Source organism: Burkholderia sp. Bp8998 (genome assembly GCF_003854235.1).
Lineage (GTDB): Bacteria > Pseudomonadota > Gammaproteobacteria > Burkholderiales > Burkholderiaceae > Burkholderia.
In genome coordinates this window covers 76,785-90,855 of the sequence record NZ_QTQF01000030.1, presented here as the reverse complement: position 1 = coordinate 90,855, position 14,071 = coordinate 76,785, and the positions used below count along the sequence as shown (strand labels likewise).

Annotated in this window: 11 protein-coding genes; all 11 read right to left on the bottom strand. The window is 65.4% G+C overall.

Annotated features, from left to right (window positions below; all coding sequences use genetic code 11):
- Positions 1-22 precede the first annotated feature (22 nt).
- On the bottom strand, positions 23-709 hold the full coding sequence (gene rsmG / locus DIE06_RS26690; protein ID WP_124663942.1) for a 16S rRNA (guanine(527)-N(7))-methyltransferase RsmG: 687 nt from the start codon (positions 707-709) through the stop codon (positions 23-25).
- Entirely contained in the window at positions 706-2,676 is a 1,971-nt protein-coding gene (gene mnmG, locus DIE06_RS26685) for a tRNA uridine-5-carboxymethylaminomethyl(34) synthesis enzyme MnmG (RefSeq protein WP_124663941.1), read from the bottom strand. The genes rsmG and mnmG overlap by 4 nt, the downstream gene beginning before the upstream one ends.
- A 514-nt stretch (positions 2,677-3,190) precedes the next feature.
- A complete protein-coding gene (locus DIE06_RS26680) occupies positions 3,191-3,946 on the bottom strand; it encodes an ABC transporter ATP-binding protein (RefSeq protein ID WP_124663940.1) in 756 nt (251 codons plus the stop codon).
- Positions 3,946-5,730, bottom strand: a complete 1,785-nt coding sequence (locus DIE06_RS26675; protein WP_124663939.1) for an ABC transporter permease subunit — start codon at positions 5,728-5,730, stop codon at positions 3,946-3,948. The genes DIE06_RS26680 and DIE06_RS26675 overlap by 1 nt, the downstream gene beginning before the upstream one ends.
- A 4-nt stretch (positions 5,731-5,734) precedes the next feature.
- Entirely contained in the window at positions 5,735-6,790 is a 1,056-nt protein-coding gene (locus tag DIE06_RS26670) for a branched-chain amino acid ABC transporter permease (RefSeq protein WP_124663938.1), read from the bottom strand.
- A gap of 199 nt (positions 6,791-6,989) precedes the next feature.
- Positions 6,990-8,147: an ABC transporter substrate-binding protein gene (locus tag DIE06_RS26665; protein ID WP_124663937.1), complete on the bottom strand. Its 1,158-nt coding sequence runs from the start codon at positions 8,145-8,147 to the stop codon at positions 6,990-6,992.
- A gap of 1,121 nt (positions 8,148-9,268) precedes the next feature.
- Complete coding sequence (locus DIE06_RS26660) at positions 9,269-10,243, bottom strand: branched-chain amino acid ABC transporter permease (RefSeq protein WP_185733483.1); 975 nt, start codon at positions 10,241-10,243, stop codon at positions 9,269-9,271.
- Positions 10,243-11,127 (bottom strand): branched-chain amino acid ABC transporter permease, encoded by an 885-nt coding sequence (locus tag DIE06_RS26655; RefSeq protein WP_124613219.1) that lies wholly within the window; start codon positions 11,125-11,127, stop codon positions 10,243-10,245. The genes DIE06_RS26660 and DIE06_RS26655 overlap by 1 nt, the downstream gene beginning before the upstream one ends.
- 114 nt (positions 11,128-11,241) lie before the next feature.
- Entirely contained in the window at positions 11,242-12,441 is a 1,200-nt protein-coding gene (locus tag DIE06_RS26650) for an ABC transporter substrate-binding protein (protein ID WP_124663935.1), read from the bottom strand.
- A gap of 76 nt (positions 12,442-12,517) precedes the next feature.
- On the bottom strand, positions 12,518-13,273 hold the full coding sequence (locus DIE06_RS26645; protein ID WP_124663934.1) for an ABC transporter ATP-binding protein: 756 nt from the start codon (positions 13,271-13,273) through the stop codon (positions 12,518-12,520).
- Positions 13,270-14,049 (bottom strand): ABC transporter ATP-binding protein, encoded by a 780-nt coding sequence (locus tag DIE06_RS26640; protein ID WP_040142748.1) that lies wholly within the window; start codon positions 14,047-14,049, stop codon positions 13,270-13,272. Before DIE06_RS26640 ends, DIE06_RS26645 begins: the two co-directional genes overlap by 4 nt.
- Between the last annotated feature and the right edge of the window lie 22 nt (positions 14,050-14,071).

Here is a 14,071-nt window from a genome sequence, read left to right as displayed (position 1 = left end):
AACGGCGCACTACCGCACGCCTTCAATTCGCCTCGTCGACGGTGACCTCGATCAGATGCCGTTCGGCATCGAGCATCGGTACCGCCAGCCGCATCGTCTGCTTTACGCGACTGCCTTCCGGCAGCCGTGCAATTTCGTCGTCCGGGTGGACACCCTTCATTGCCCAAATCGATCCGCCGGGCGCGACGAGATGTCGAGCAAGTTTAACGAAGTCGGATAGGTCCGCGAAAGCACGGGATACGATCATGTCGAATTTTTCCGGCACTTCGACACCCGGCTGCAGCGATTCGACCCGCCCGGTGACGACCGACAGGTTCGCGAGCTTCAACTCCGCACGCATCTGCGTCTGGAATGCAGACTTCTTCTGCACGATATCGTTCAGCGTGACCTGCCAGTCCGGCTGGACGATCGCCAGTACGATGCCGGGCAACCCGCCGCCCGAACCCACGTCGAGCACGCGCGCCGATGCACGGTCGCGCAGATGCGGAACGATGGAGAGCGAATCGAGAATGTGCTGGATCAGCATCTGCTTCGGGTCGCGGATCGCCGTCAGGTTGTAGACCGCGTTCCACTTGCCGAGCAGCGCGACGTAGTCGAGCAGCTGGTTGCGTTGTGCATCCGTCAAGGCGATGTCGAGCGCGGCCGTGCCGTCGACGAGCATCTGTTCAAGTACATCCCGATTAACCGCCGGCGCGCGACGCGCCGTCATTGTTGCGTCGGGACGGTGCCGTCCCCCTGCTCGGTCGCTTCTGTGGCCGTGCCGTTACGGCGGCCGAGGCCACGGCGCTTCAGGTGCACCATCAGCAGCGAGATCGCAGCCGGCGTGACGCCCGAGATCCGCGATGCCTGGCCGATCGTTTCCGGCCGGAACTCGTTGAGCTTCTGGCTTACTTCGAACGACAGGCCGCGAACCTCACGGTAGTCGATACCGTCCGGCAGGCGCGTGTTCTCGTTCGCATCGTTGCGTTCGATTTCGCTGGCCTGACGCTCGATATAGCCCTGATATTTGATGCCGATCTCGACCTGTTCCTTGATCTGCTCGAGCAGCACCGGATCGTCGGCCAGCGGCTCAGCCGGACCGCATTCGCCGCCCTTCAGGCCGCACACGCCGTCGTAGCTGACGCCCGGGCGACGCAGCAGTTCAGCGAGGCTGTACTCGTGATCGATTGCCTTGCCGAGCAACGCGGTCGCCTCTTCAGGCGGCAGCGTCTTCGGCGTGACCCACGTCGATTTCAACCGTTCGGTTTCACGTGAAACAGCGTCGCGCTTACGGCCGAACGCATCCCAGCGCACGTCGTCGACCAGGCCCAGCTCGCGGCCGATCTCGGTCAGGCGCATGTCCGCATTGTCTTCACGCAGGCTCAGACGGTACTCGGCACGGCTCGTGAACATCCGGTATGGCTCGGCCACACCACGCGTGACAAGGTCGTCGACCAGCACACCCAGGTAGGCCTGGTCGCGACGCGGGCACCATGCGTCCTTCTCCTGCACGTAACGGCCTGCGTTCAGGCCAGCCAGCAGGCCTTGTGCAGCCGCTTCTTCGTAGCCGGTCGTGCCGTTGATCTGGCCCGCAAAGAACAGCCCGTTGATCGCCTTCGTCTCGAGCGACGCCTTCAGCGCACGCGGGTCGAAATAGTCGTACTCGATCGCGTAGCCGGGGCGCAGGATGTGCGCGTTCTCGAGGCCGCGCATCGAGTGAACGAGCTCGAGCTGCACGTCGAACGGCAGGCTCGTCGAAATCCCGTTCGGATAGAACTCGTTGGTCGTCAGCCCTTCCGGCTCGAGGAAGATCTGGTGCGATTCCTTCGACGCGAACCGGTGGATCTTGTCCTCGATCGACGGGCAGTAACGCGGGCCGACGCCTTCGATCACGCCTGTATACATGGGCGAACGGTCGAGGCCGCCGCGAATGATGTCGTGCGTGCGCTCGTTCGTATGCGTGACCCAGCACGGCAGCTGCTGCGGATGCTGCTCCGCGCGGCCCAGGAACGAGAACACCGGGATCGGATCGAGGTCGCCCGGCTGCTCGTCCAGCATCGAAAAGTCGATCGAGCGGCCGTCGATACGCGGCGGCGTACCGGTCTTCAGGCGGCCCTGCGGCAGCTTCAGCTCCTTCAGGCGTGCCGACAGCGACACGGCCGCCGGATCCCCCGCGCGACCGCCCGTGTAGTTGTTCAGGCCGACGTGGATCTTGCCGTCGAGGAACGTACCGGCCGTCAGCACCACCGCGCGTGCGCGGAAGCGGATGCCGATCTGCGTGACGGCGCCGACCACGCGGTCGCCTTCGACCATCAGGTCGTCGACGGCCTGCTGGAACAGCCACAGGTTCGGCTGGTTCTCGAGTCGATGGCGGATTGCAGCCTTGTACAGGATGCGGTCGGCCTGCGCACGCGTCGCGCGCACGGCCGGGCCCTTCGACGAATTCAGGATCCGGAACTGAATACCGCTCTCGTCCGTCGCGGCGGCCATCGCGCCGCCGAGCGCATCGACTTCCTTGACCAGGTGGCCCTTGCCAATGCCGCCGATCGACGGATTGCAGCTCATCTGCCCGAGCGTTTCGATGTTATGGGTCAGCAGCAGCGTCTTCGCACCCATGCGGGCCGATGCCAACGCGGCTTCCGTGCCGGCGTGCCCGCCACCGACGACGATGACGTCAAATTCTGTGGGAAAAAGCATGGTGGATTCCGTGCACAGAACTGCGCACGAACCTATCTGAGAAATGTATGGGCCGAATTATAGCGGGTTCGCTTTTCACCCGAAGACCGTCCGAATGATAGGGCCTGTTCATTTGCTCGTTTTTTCGGCCGAATAGCCGAGCTGTGCCGCCCCCACCTGCTTCGGCGCCGTTGCCGCAGCCTCAACACACAACATCAAACTGTGGAAAACCGCGGATCGGGACGCGGCTCGCGAACCCGACATCGCCGTAGCATCACAGTATTTCCGATCATTCACCCGACACTTATCCCCTGTGCCGTGTGGGCTGCGGCGACAGAGCACGGTCGGCGCCTATAGCGCTCATTACTCTGTGCGACCCGACGTGACGAGCGTCGCACTCCCATCACAGGGCTTCCGCTTGTTGCTCCGGCACTTATCCCCACATCCACATCACCGAAGCACCTCCTCCTCCCGAAAACAAAAACGGCGTGTTTCACGTGAAACACGCCGCCCGTTTCCCGGCCCGCGCCAACCATCAAGCCGTTTTCTTCGCCAAGCCGAGGTACGTTTCAATCACGCGCGGGTTCTGTGCCAGCTCGGCCGCCGGCCCCTCCAGCGCAAACTCACCCGTCTCCAGCACATAACCGTAGTCCGAGATCTGCAGCGCTGCCCGCGCGTTCTGCTCGATCAATAGCGTCGCGACGCCTGTGCCGCGCAACGCGCTGATGATATGAAAAATCTCCTTCACGATCAGCGGGGCCAGCCCGAGACTCGGCTCGTCCAGCATCAGCAAGTCGGGCTTACCCATCAGCGCGCGGCCCACCGCGAGCATCTGCCGTTCACCGCCCGACAGCGTGCCGGCCGCCTGCTTGCGCCGCTCCTTGAGCCGCGGAAACAGCGTGAACACATGATCGAGCTGGTCGAGGAAGTTCGACTCGCCCGCGAGCTTGCGGCGATACGCGCCCAACACGAGGTTGTCCTCGACCGTCATCGTACTGAACAGCTCGCGCTTTTCCGGCACGAGGCACATTCCACGTGCCACTCGCTGCTCGACCGGCAGCGCACCCACGTCGTTGCCGCGGTACACGACCGAGCCTGACGCATGCCCGGTCACCGGCAACGCGCCCATGATCGCGTTCAGCAGCGTCGACTTGCCGGCCCCGTTCGGGCCGATCACGCTGACGATCTGGCCTGCGCCGACCTTGATCGCCGCACCGTGCAGCGCCTCGACCTTCCCGTACCGCACCGTCAGTCCGCGCACCTCGAGAATCGGCATCGTCGTGTCCGTCATCACTCCACCCCGCCCAGATACGCTTCGAGCACCGCCGGATCCTGCTGCACGTCCTGCGGCAGCCCTTCCGCGATCCGCGTGCCGAATTCCATCACCACCAGCCGGTCGGTGAGGTTCATCACGAAATCCATGTCATGTTCCACGAGCAACACGCTCATTCCTTCCGCCTTCAGGCGTCGCAGCAGATTCGCGAGCTGCTGCTTCTCCTGGTAGCGCAGCCCGGCGGCCGGCTCGTCGAGCAGCAGCAGCGTCGGATCGCAGCACAAAGCGCGTGCGATTTCGAGAATGCGCTGCTGGCCGAGCGCGAGGCTGCCCGCTTCGTCGTACATGTGCCGCTCGAGCCCGACGCGGCGGATTTGCCGTGCCGCTTCGGCCAGCAGTTGCGCTTCCTCGTGTGCATTGAGCCGCGCGATGCTGCGCCACACGCCGGTATGGCCGCGCAGATGCGCGCCGATCGCGACATTCTCGAGCACCGTCATGGTCGGCAGCAGCTTCACGTGCTGGAACGTACGGCCGATCCCGCGTCGGACGATCTGGCGCGCCGTGAGCCCGTCGATCCGCTCGCCGCGGAACGTGATCGTGCCGCCGGTCGGCTGCAGCACGCCGGTCACGAGGTTGAACGTGGTCGACTTGCCGGCGCCGTTCGGGCCGATCAGACCGATGATCTGCCCCGCCTTCACATCGAAACTGACGTCGTTGACGGCCACCAGCCCGCCGAACTGCTTGCGCGCGTTATCGACGACGAGCAGCGGCTCGCCCGCCACCGGCTTCGCGCGCTGCGGCAGCGGATCCGCATGGTCGGGCACGTGCGCGCGCGGCCCGCGCGGAAACAGCTTCGCGACGAACGGCCACACGCCTTGGCGCGCGTACTGCAGCAGCAGCACCATCAGCACGCCGAACACGATGATCTCGAAGTTGCCCTCCGAGCCCAGCAGCTTCGGCAACAGCGTCTGCAGGTAGTCCTGCAGCACGGTGAGGATCGCCGCACCGAGCACCGCGCCCCACACGTGCGACACGCCGCCAACCACGGCCATGAACAGGAATTCGATCCCGTGATTCAGGCCGAACGGGGTCGGGTTCACCGCGCGCTGCAGGTGCGCGTACAGGAAGCCCGATACCGCCGCGAGCACGGCCGCGTAGATAAAGATCACGACGCGCATCCACGCGGTGTTCACGCCCATCGCCTCGGCCATCACGCCGCCGCCGCGCAGCGCGCGGATCGCGCGGCCGGGCCGGCTGTTGAGCAGGTTCTGCACCGACACGATCGCGGCCAGCACGACCGCCCAGATCAGGAAGTACAAGCTGCGCCCGCTGCCGAGCTCGATGCCGAACAGGTTCAGCGCCGGAATCCCGTTGATCCCGTCGTACTTGCCGAGCAGTTCGAGGTTGCCGAACAGATAGAACAGCGCGAGGCCCCACGCGATCGTGCCGAGCGGCAGGAAGTGCCCGGACAGGCGCATCGTGACCGCACCGAGCACGAGGGCGACGAGCGCCGTCAGCACGACGCCGACGATCAGCGCGAGCCACGGCGACACGCCGTATCGCGTGGTCAGGAATGCGGTCGCATACGCGCCGATGCCGACGAACGCGGCCTGCCCGAAGCTCGTCATCCCGCCGACGCCCGTCAGCAGCACGAGCCCGATCGCGACGATCGCGTAGAGGCCGATGTAGTTCAGCAGCGTGATCCAGTATTCGGGCACCTGCAGCGCACCGGGCAGCACCGGCAGCGCGAACAGCACCGCGAGAAACACCCAGAAGGTCTTGTTGCGTACCATCGTCTTCATCGCGTCACTCCTCTTCCTCTTCCGCATGCGGCGTCGCGAAACTGCGCCACAGCAGCACCGGGATGATCAGCGTGAACACGATCACTTCCTTGTACGCGCTCGCCCAGAACGACGAATACGATTCGAGCACGCCGACCAGCAGCGAGCCGGCGGCCGCAAGCGGATAACTGACCAGCCCGCCGATGATCGCGCCGACGAAGCCCTTCAGGCCGATCAGGAAGCCGGAGTCGTAATAGATGGTCGTCAGCGGACCGACGAGGATGCCGGACAGCACGCCGAGCCCGGCCGCCAGCGTGAATGCGAGTCGCCCGGCTTCGGTCGTGCCGATGCCGACGAGCCGCGCGCCGAGCCGGTTCACCGAGGTCGCGCGTAGCGCCTTGCCGGCGATCGTGCGGCCGAAGTACACGTAGAGCGCGCCGATCAGCACCAGCGCGGTCACGACCACGAGGATGCTCTGCACCGACACCGTCATACTGCCGACCGACAGCGATGCATCCGCGAAGCCGTTGGTGCGCGACCCTTCCGCACCGAACATCACGAGCCCGAGGCCGACCATCGCGAAATGGACGGCGACCGACACGATCAGCAACAGCAGCGTTGTGCCTTCGGCGATCGGCTGATAGACGAGCCGGTAGACGAACGGCCCCATCGGCACGACGATCGCGAGCGTCAGCGCGATCTGCCCGAGCATCGGCATCGGCTGCGCGGCAAAGCTGCGCGTGATCGCGAACACCGCGAGCGGCAGCAGCACGTAGCGGCTGCCGAGCGTCGCGAGCGTGCGGCCGAGCTGATGGCGGCGTTCGCGATGGCGGATCAGGCCACCGACTTCCAGCAGGAAGCACGCGATGCCCATCACGAACAGCAGCCAGCAGGTGGCGGGGAATTTCTGCGCCTGCAACGCCGCAAGCGTGAGCGCACCGTAGGCGACGAATTCGCCCTGGGGAATGAAGATCACCCGCGTGACGGAAAACACCAGCACGAGCGCCAGCGACAGCAATGCATAAATGGCGCCGGTCGTGATGCCGTCTTGCGCGAGGATCGCCGCAATCGAGAGATCCATACGTTTCGTGTATCGAGAAAACTGCGGAGAAACGGCGACGGGAACGACCCGCGCGCGGACGGCAAGATCGGGGGGTCAGGCGTCGTGCGGCGGCTTCCCGGACATTCCATGCGGCGCGAGCACGGGCCGTCAGGCCCGCCCCGCTGCCGACGGCGCGCACGGCGCCGTTCGCGCCGCGCCCGCCGGTTTCACGTGATGCTTACTCGGCCTGCAGCTTCCACTTGCCGTCGACGATCTGCACCATCACGCGCGCCCGCGTGTCGAAGCCGTTGTGATCGGTCGCCGTCATGTTGATCACGCCGTGCGACACGGGCAGGTCCTTCACGCTCTCGATCGACGCGCGCAGCGCCTCGCGGAACGCCTCGGTGCCCGGCTGGCCCTTCTTCAGCGCGTCGGGAATCGCACGCTGCAGCAGCAGCCCCGCATCCCATGCGTGGCCGCCAAAGGTCGCCAGCGAACCCGCGCCGTACGCCTTCTCGTATGCGGCCTTGTAGCCGAGCGCCGGCTTCTTCACCGGGTTCGAATCGGGCAGCTGGTCGGTGACGAGCACCGGGCCGGCCGGCAGGATCTCGCCTTCGCAATCCTTGCCGCACACGCGCAGGAAGTCGTTGTTCGCGACGCCGTGCGTCTGGTACACCTTGCCCTTGTAGCCACGCTCCTTCAGCGTCTTGGCCGGCAGCGCGGCCGGCGTGCCGGACCCGGCGATCAGCACCGCGTCGGGGTTCGAGCCCATCAGCTTCAGCACCTGCCCCATCACCGACGCGTCGGTGCGGTTGAAGCGCTCGTTCGACACGACCTTCAGCCCGTTCTTCGCGGCAGCCGCGTTGAACGTGTTGTACCAGCTGTCGCCGTACGCATCGGCGAAGCCGATGAAGCCGACCGTCTTCACGCCATGCTTCGCCATGTAGCCGGCGATCGCATCGGCCATCAGCTGGTCGTTCTGCGGCACCTTGAACATCCAGGCGCGCTTCGCGTCCATCGGCGCGATGATCTGCGCGCTCGCCGCGAGCGAGATCGTCGGCGTCTTGCCCTGCGACACCGGATCGAGCATCGCGAGCGAGTTCGGCGTGACGGACGAACCGATGATCGCGTCGACGTGATCCTCGTCGATCAGCTTGCGCACGTTCTGCACCGCGCGGCTCGTGTCGGATGCATCGTCGAGCACGATGTACTGGACGCTCTTGCCCGCGATTTCCTTCGGCAGCAGCGCGATCGTGTTCTTTTCCGGAATCCCGAGCGAGGCGGCCGGCCCGGTGGCCGACAGCGTCACGCCGATCTTCACCTGCGCCGACGCCGTGGCCGCCGCACACACGAGGCCCGCGGCAAGCAGAACCTCCATCCATCGATTCATCTTCATTTACGTTGTCTCCAAACGCTGCTCGAAAAATCCACGGGTCGCTCGGGCGGCTCCCGGTCCTCAAACAAGTTAATAAATTAACTATCTCGCCATACCGCGTCTACGCTCGTTTTCCCGTGAAACACCGGCACCGCGACCGCGCCCTCGGCGCTGCGGCGCGTTCCGACACGGCCGTTCGATCGCCACGATGTGCGGCGGCCATGTCGTCAGGATGAAGAAAGCGGAGAAATGCGGCGTCGCGCGAGCGGCGATCGATGCGGACGCAACGATCGCCGGAAGGTCGGCCGGACGGGCCGGGTTCGGCCCCGCGCGCAAGCGGTGCAAGATCGGGAAACCGGCCGTTCATGCGAATGCGAATCTGGACGTCGGGTCGGATGCGAACGCAACGACCGGGCAAACAGCCGTGCCGGCCAATCGCGCCAGAACGCGCATGCCGGCCGCGGGACGGCTTGTGAAAGCGGCGGCATACCCATGCGCCCCCGGCCCCGAACGAGCGGCGCCAGCCGCCTCTCGTACCCCGATCCATCGTCCTGCGCTTCTCATCCAACCGCACTCCCTCTTCTGCATTTTGCTTGTAGGAGAACTGCCGATCTTTTTCCCGACCGCACGGTCGGCGAAAGCTGAGTGTAACGGACGCTTTTTGCGCACGCCAACCGGGTAAGCCCGGACGGCATGCATGCGGCTGGGCGCCAGCGGCGATCGACCGGCAGGATGGAACGAAAACGGGGGGACGGGAAGAAACGCGAGCGAGGCGACGCAGAACACGGGCGCGCGGAACGTGGCGCCACTCGCCTGCACCATCAATGGAAATTCGCGCACACAAATGAAAAAGCGCTGTTGGATTCCGTCCAACAGCGCTTTGGGGTCCGGGCACTTTGTGCCTCGATTGTCTCCTCGTTCTCCACCTGCAAATTCGTTTCGCGGTGCATCAGAACTGGAACGAAGATTAAAGGACCTTTCACCCTGCGACAACTTAGCATTTACCCCTATGGTGCATCGCCGCACGAAAATGGGGCACCAGCCTTGCCGCGCGGCACCGTCCGGAGGCCGCCGACACCCCCTTCCCCGCCGCGCCGGATGGTGCTTTGCATCAACGCGCCGCAGCACCCGGTGGAATGCGATCAGGACGGCCTGAGCGTCTTGACCCGCGCGACCATCTCGCCGACGATCCCGCGCCGGAACGCAAGCACGCATGCGATGAAGATCAGCCCCGTGACGATCGTCGCCGATTCGCCGAGCGAGTGGAACCAGCCGACGCCGGTCGCCGACGCGAGCCATTCGCCGATGTCGCCGAGCCGGTCCTCCAGCGCGACGATCAGCGCCGCGCCGAGCAGCGGCCCGAACAGCGTGCCCATCCCGCCGACGAGCGTCATCAGCACGACGAGGCCCGACATCGTCCAGTACGCGTCGGACAGCGTCTCGAAGCCGAGCACCAGCACCTTCAGCGAACCGGCCAGCCCCGCGAGCCCCGCCGACAGGATGAACGCGAGCAGCTTGAAGCGGTCGGTGTCGTAACCAAGCGAGATCGTGCGCGCCTCGTTTTCCTTGATCGCGACAAGCACCTGGCCGAACGGCGAATGCACGATCCGCACGATGAACGCGCACGCCGCGACGATCACCGCGAGCACGACGTAGTAGAGCGCGACGTCGTTCGACAGGTCGACGAGCCCGAACAGATGCCCGCGCGGGACGCCCTGAAGGCCGTCCTCGCCGTGCGTGAACGGCGCCTGCAGGTAGATGAAGTAGACCATCTGCGCGAACGCGAGCGTGATCATCGCGAAGTAGATGCCCTGCCGGCGGATCGCGAACAGGCCGACGACGAGCCCGAGCAGCGTCGCGGCGAACGTGCCGACGAGCACACCGAGCTCCGGCGTGAAGCCGAGCGTCTGGATCGCATAGCCGGTCGCGTAGCCGGCGGTCGCGAGGAACATCGCATGGCCGAACGACAGCAGCCCCGTATAGCCGATCAGCAGGTTGAACGCGGCCGCGAACAGCGCGAACGTGAGCACCTTCATCACGAACACCGGATACGCGCCGACGAACGGCGCGACGAGCAGTGCGGCGAGCAGCACGCCGTAGAGCACTTTTCTCTGCATCATTTTTCCTTGCCGAACAGGCCCGCCGGACGGATCAGCAGCACGATCGCCATGATCACGAACACCACCGTGGCCGACGCTTCCGGATAGAACACGCGCGTGAAGCCCTCGATCACGCCGAGCAGCAGCCCGGTGATGATCGAGCCGAGAATCGAGCCCATCCCGCCGATCACGACCACCGCGAACACGGTGATGATCATCGGCTGGCCCATCAGCGGCGACACCTGGATCACCGGCGCGGCCAGCACGCCCGCGAATGCCGCAAGCGCGACGCCGAAGCCGTAAGTGAGCGTGATCATCATCGGCACGTTCACGCCGAACGCCTCGACCAGCTTCGGGTTCTCGGTGCCGGCGCGCAGATAGGCGCCCAGGCGCGTCTTCTCGATCACGAACCAGGTCGCGAGACACACCGCGAGCGACGCCACGACCACCCACGCGCGGTAGTTCGGCAGGAACATGAAGCCGAGATTGGTCGCGCCGGACAGCTGCGACGGCACGTCGTACGGCTGGCCGGACGACCCGTAGATCGAGCGGAACACGCCTTCGACGACGAGCGTGAGGCCGAACGTGAGCAGCAGCCCGTACAGGTGATCGAGCTTGTACAGCCAGCGCAGCATCGAACGCTCGATCACGATCCCGAACGCGCCGACGATCAGCGGCGCGAGCGCGAGCATCGCCCAGTACGGCAACCCGAAGTACGACAGCCCCATCCATGCGAGCATCGCGCCCAGCATGAACAGCGCGCCGTGCGCGAAGTTGATCACGTTGAGCAGCCCGAAGATCACCGCGAGCCCGAGGCTCAGGATCGCGTAGAACGAGCCGTTGACGAGCCCGAGCAGCAACTGGCTCAGCATCGCCGGCAACGGAATGCCAAAGATTTCCATCGACTTAGCCGTCAGGTTGAGTTTCGTTGCGTGCGCAACTTTCAAGCCGTCGCGCGCGCGGGCGGCGCAGCAGGCACAGCACTGCAGCCGCCGGCACGCGCCGCACCGTCGCACTTACTTCCACATCGCGCAGCGCGTCTCCTGCTTGGTCGTGAACGCCTGCTCGCCCGGAATCGTCGCGAGCACCTTGTAGTAATCCCAGGGTTCCTTCGATTCCGACGGTTTCTTCACTTCCATCAGGTACATGTCGTGGATCATGCTGCCGTCCGCGCGGATGTAGCCCTTCGCGTAGAAGTCGTTGATCTTGATCTTCTTCAGCTCGGCCATCACCTTGTCGGAGTCGGTCGTGCCGGCGGCCTGCACGGCCTTCAGGTAGGTCGTCACCGATGAGTAGTCGGCCGCCTGCAGGCTCGACGGCATTTTCTTCATCTTGCCGAAGTAGCGCTGCGCCCACTGGCGCGCCGCCGCGTCGCGGTTCCAGTACCAGCTGTCGGTCAGCACGAGGCCCTGGGTCGTCTCGAGGCCGAGGCTGTGCACGTCGTTGATGAACATCAGCAGCGCGGCGATCTTCATCGTCTTCGTGATGCCGAACTCCTTTGCGGCCTTGATCGCGTTGATCGTATCGCCGCCCGCGTTCGCGAGGCCGAGGATCTGCGCCTTCGACGACTGCGCCTGCAGCAGGAACGACGAGAAGTCCGACGCCGACAGCGGGTGCCGCACCGCGCCGAGCACCTGGCCGCCGCTCGCCTTCACGACGTCCGACGTGTTCTTCTCGAGTGCCTTGCCGAACGCATAGTCGGCGGTCAGGAAGAACCAGCTCTTGCCGCCCTGCTTCACCACCGCCGAGCCGGTGCCCTTCGCGAGCGCCATCGTGTCGTAGGCGTAGTGGACCGTGTACGGCGTGCACTGCTCGTTGGTCAGCGTGTCGGCGCCCGCGCCGATGTTGATGTAGACCTTCTTCTTTTCGGCCGCGACCTGGTTCATCGACAGCGCGGTCGCGGAGTTGGTGCCGCCGACCAGCAGGTCGAGCCCGCCGCGGTCCATCCATTCGCGCGCCTTCGACGCGGCGATGTCCGCCTTGTTCTGGTGGTCGGCATAGACGACCTCGATCGGCTTGCCGAGCACCTTGCCGCCGAAGTCGGCGACCGCCATCCGGATCGCCTCGAGGCCGCCCTGCCCGTCGATGTCCGCGTAAAGCCCCGACATGTCGGTGATGAAGCCGATCTTCACGCTATCCGCGGCGTGTGCGGCGCCGGCGGTGAACGCTGCGGTCGCGACCGCGAGACATGCGTGTGCGAGGGTCTTCATTTTCATTGACGTCTCCTGTTCTTCTGATGCGTTGTGGTTGTTCGAGGCCGCCACGGCTAGCGGCAAGGGAAACGGGGCGGCGTCACACCCCGAGCAGGTCGTGAAGGATCGGCATCTTGCCTTCCAGTTCGGATGAGCGGAAATGCTCGACGATGCGGCCATGCTCCATCACGTAGAAGCGGTCGGCGAGCGGCGCGGCGAAGCGGAAATTCTGTTCGACCATCACGACCGTGTAGCCGCGCGCCTTCAGCGCGACGATCATTCGCGCGAGCGCCTGCACGATCACCGGCGCGAGGCCTTCGGAAATTTCATCGAGCAGCAGCAGGTTCGCGCCGGTGCGCAGGATCCGCGCGACCGCGAGCATCTGCTGCTCGCCGCCGGACAGCCGCGTGCCCTGGCTCTGCCGGCGCGACGCGAGGTTCGGGAACATCGCGTAGATCTCGTCGAGCGACATCGCGTGCTCGCTCGGGCCGATCGGCGGCGGCAGCATCAGGTTCTCCTCGCACGACAGGCTCGAGAAGATCCCGCGCTCCTCCGGGCAATAGCCGACGCCGAAATGCGCGATGCGGTGCGTCGCGAGCCCGATCGTCTCGTTGCCCGCGACCTTGATCGAGCCGCTGCGCCGGCCGGTGAGACCCATGATCGCGCGCAGCGTCGTGGTGCGGCCCGCGCCGTTGCGGCCGAGCAGCGTGACGACCTCGCCGCGATGCACGCTCAGGTCGACACCGTGCAATATGTGGGATTCCCCGTACCAGGCCTCGAGGCCCGTGATCTCCAGCGCGGGCGCGCCGCTTTCGACGCCGCTCAATTCGCGTTCCTCCCGTTCGCTGTGCTTCATGCGTGCGCCCCCGCGAGCGCCGCGTCGGCGCTGCCCATGTAGGCCTCGATCACGAGCGGATTCTTCGACACTTCCGCATACGAGCCCTCGGCCAGCACCTCGCCGCGCTGCAGGACGGTAATCGTGTCGGAGATGCCCGCGATCACGTTCATGTTGTGCTCGACCATCAGGATCGTGCGGCCGCTCGCGACCTTCTTGATCAGCGCGGTCACGCGATCGACGTCCTCGTGACCCATCCCTTGCGTGGGCTCGTCGAGCAGCATCAGCTCGGGTTCCATCGCGAGCGTCGTCGCGATCTCGAGCGCGCGCTTGCGGCCGTATGCAAGCTCGACCGTCGGCACGTGCGCGAAATCGGTGAGGCCGACCTGCGTGAGGAGATCCATCGCGCGATCGTCGAGGCGCCGCAACGTGCGCTCGCTGCGCCAGAAATGGAATTCGGTGCCGAGTGCGCGCTGCAGGCCGATGCGCACGTTCTGCAATGCGGTCAGGTGCGGGAATACCGCCGAGATCTGGAAGGAACGGATGATGCCGCGGCGCGCGACTTGCGCGGGCCGCTCGTCGGTGATGTCAATCCCGTTGAAGACGATCTGACCGGCCGTCGGCGTCAGGAACTTGGTCAGCAGGTTGAAGCAGGTGGTCTTGCCCGCGCCGTTCGGTCCGATCAATGCATGGATCGCACCGCGGCGCACACGCAGGTTGACACCGTTCACGGCGGTGAAGCCCCTGAACTCCTTCGTCAGTCCGCGTGTTTCCAGAATCGTGTCGCCGAGAATCATGTTCCCTTCCGTACGAAGTCAG

Coding starts and splice junctions, on each gene's coding strand:
- rsmG (WP_124663942.1), bottom strand. CDS start 709: ATGACGGCGCGTCGCGCGCCGGCGGTTAATCGGGATGTACTTGAACAG.
- mnmG (WP_124663941.1), bottom strand. CDS start 2,676: ATGCTTTTTCCCACAGAATTTGACGTCATCGTCGTCGGTGGCGGGCAC.
- DIE06_RS26680 (WP_124663940.1), bottom strand. CDS start 3,946: ATGACGGACACGACGATGCCGATTCTCGAGGTGCGCGGACTGACGGTG.
- DIE06_RS26675 (WP_124663939.1), bottom strand. CDS start 5,730: ATGAAGACGATGGTACGCAACAAGACCTTCTGGGTGTTTCTCGCGGTG.
- DIE06_RS26670 (WP_124663938.1), bottom strand. CDS start 6,790: ATGGATCTCTCGATTGCGGCGATCCTCGCGCAAGACGGCATCACGACC.
- DIE06_RS26665 (WP_124663937.1), bottom strand. CDS start 8,147: ATGAAGATGAATCGATGGATGGAGGTTCTGCTTGCCGCGGGCCTCGTG.
- DIE06_RS26660 (WP_185733483.1), bottom strand. CDS start 10,243: ATGCAGAGAAAAGTGCTCTACGGCGTGCTGCTCGCCGCACTGCTCGTC.
- DIE06_RS26655 (WP_124613219.1), bottom strand. CDS start 11,127: ATGGAAATCTTTGGCATTCCGTTGCCGGCGATGCTGAGCCAGTTGCTG.
- DIE06_RS26650 (WP_124663935.1), bottom strand. CDS start 12,441: ATGAAAATGAAGACCCTCGCACACGCATGTCTCGCGGTCGCGACCGCA.
- DIE06_RS26645 (WP_124663934.1), bottom strand. CDS start 13,273: ATGAAGCACAGCGAACGGGAGGAACGCGAATTGAGCGGCGTCGAAAGC.
- DIE06_RS26640 (WP_040142748.1), bottom strand. CDS start 14,049: ATGATTCTCGGCGACACGATTCTGGAAACACGCGGACTGACGAAGGAG.